8 tRNA genes and 1 rRNA gene are annotated in these 1,131 nt (G+C 49.8%); all 9 read left to right on the top strand.

From position 1 onward, the window contains the following. The first annotated feature begins 47 nt into the window (after positions 1-47). Positions 48-123, top strand: a tRNA-Thr gene (locus LQ203_RS27340). A 42-nt stretch (positions 124-165) separates the two neighbouring features. Continuing rightward, positions 166-241 (top strand) — tRNA-Lys (locus tag LQ203_RS27335). Between the two features lie 9 nt (positions 242-250). Next, positions 251-332, top strand: a tRNA-Leu gene (locus LQ203_RS27330). 5 nt (positions 333-337) lie between these two features. Further along, positions 338-412: transfer RNA gene (locus LQ203_RS27325), tRNA-Gly, on the top strand. A gap of 12 nt (positions 413-424) precedes the next feature. Next, positions 425-513: transfer RNA gene (locus tag LQ203_RS27320), tRNA-Leu, on the top strand. 9 nt (positions 514-522) lie between these two features. Continuing rightward, positions 523-599, top strand: a tRNA-Arg gene (locus LQ203_RS27315). Positions 600-607: 8 nt separating this feature from the next. After that, positions 608-684: transfer RNA gene (locus LQ203_RS27310), tRNA-Pro, on the top strand. 11 nt (positions 685-695) lie between these two features. Beyond that, positions 696-771: transfer RNA gene (locus LQ203_RS27305), tRNA-Ala, on the top strand. Positions 772-929: 158 nt separating this feature from the next. After that, positions 930-1,131, top strand: a 16S ribosomal RNA gene (locus LQ203_RS27300); the annotation flags it as partial.

Raw genomic sequence — 1,131 nt, 5'->3', positions numbered from 1 at the left:
CAGAGGGTCGGCGGTTCGATCCCGTCATCCTCCACCATTTTACACCTGCCGGTGTAGCTCAACTGGTAGAGCAACTGACTTGTAATCAGTAGGTTGGGGGTTCAAGTCCTCTTGCCGGCACCATCTTCATACAAGCTTTATATAGCATATATAAATAGTTTATATGAGCCATTAGCTCAGTTGGTAGAGCATCTGACTTTTAATCAGAGGGTCGAAGGTTCGAATCCTTCATGGCTCACCATTTTATTATGCGGGTGTGGCGGAATTGGCAGACGCACCAGACTTAGGATCTGGCGCCGCAAGGCGTGGGGGTTCAAGTCCCTTCACCCGCATGTTCGCGGAAGTAGTTCAGTGGTAGAATACAACCTTGCCAAGGTTGGGGTCGCGGGTTCGAATCCCGTCTTCCGCTCCACTATTTATTTATGCCGGGGTGGCGGAACTGGCAGACGCACAGGACTTAAAATCCTGCGGTAGGTGACTACCGTACCGGTTCGATTCCGGTCCTCGGCACCATCTTAATATGCGCCCGTAGCTCAATTGGATAGAGCATCTGACTACGAATCAGAAGGTTGTAGGTTCGACTCCCGCCGGGCGCACCATATTTTTTCGGGAAGTAGCTCAGCTTGGTAGAGCACTTGGTTTGGGACCAAGGGGTCGCAGGTTCGAATCCTGTCTTCCCGACCATGATTTTTTTTGGGGCCTTAGCTCAGCTGGGAGAGCGCCTGCCTTGCACGCAGGAGGTCAGCGGTTCGATTCCGCTAGGCTCCACCAAAAAAAACTTGACAAGTCGAATGAGATTTGTTATGATATGAAAGTTGATTCTTTAGAAGAGTCAAATTGCTCTTTGAAAACTGAACAAAACAAAGCGCCAACGTTAAATTTTAAGTGAGCACACACTATCAAAAAAGCAAATGAGCAAGTCAAACATTTCTTCGGAGAGTTTGATCCTGGCTCAGGACGAACGCTGGCGGCGTGCCTAATACATGCAAGTCGAGCGAATCGATGGGAGCTTGCTCCCTGAGATTAGCGGCGGACGGGTGAGTAACACGTGGGCAACCTGCCTATAAGACTGGGATAACTTCGGGAAACCGGAGCTAATACCGGATACGTTCTTTTCTCGCATGAGAGAAG

This window comes from Peribacillus sp. Bi96 (assembly GCF_918698115.1).
Classification (GTDB): domain Bacteria; phylum Bacillota; class Bacilli; order Bacillales; family DSM-1321; genus Peribacillus.
This window is presented reverse-complemented; position numbering and strand designations above follow the sequence as displayed.